This is a genomic window from Pseudoalteromonas sp. GW168-MNA-CIBAN-0100 (assembly GCF_040309225.1).
Classification (GTDB): domain Bacteria; phylum Pseudomonadota; class Gammaproteobacteria; order Enterobacterales; family Alteromonadaceae; genus Pseudoalteromonas; species Pseudoalteromonas arctica.
On the sequence record NZ_JBEOOL010000631.1, the window covers coordinates 1 to 267 of the forward strand.

A 267-nucleotide genomic window follows, 5' to 3' on the forward strand; every position below is an offset into this window, starting at 1 on the left:
GTTAAGTAGCGTTTCAAGTTCGCTCCACGACAAACCAGATTCATCCCAGTTTACATTTGCATCATCAGCACCCGTTGGGATGTATGCAAGGTAAGCCGAGTTTGAATAAAAGTCACGTGTATCGCCTAAATCATCTTTTTCAAAAAGACCCATTGTATAGCTAAATGGGCGGCCAGAGCGACGCTCAAAGTACATGTTAAACTTGGTTTGGTAGCCAGAAAAAAGCTCAGTATTATAGCTCACATTAACCTTAAAGCTATGCTCCAC

At 41.9% G+C, this 267-nt stretch carries 1 protein-coding gene; it reads right to left on the reverse strand.

What is annotated here, in order from left to right:
• Positions 1-267, reverse strand: a 267-nt coding sequence (locus tag AAEY62_RS22755) for a hypothetical protein (protein WP_350636686.1), incomplete at both ends; no start/stop codon positions are given.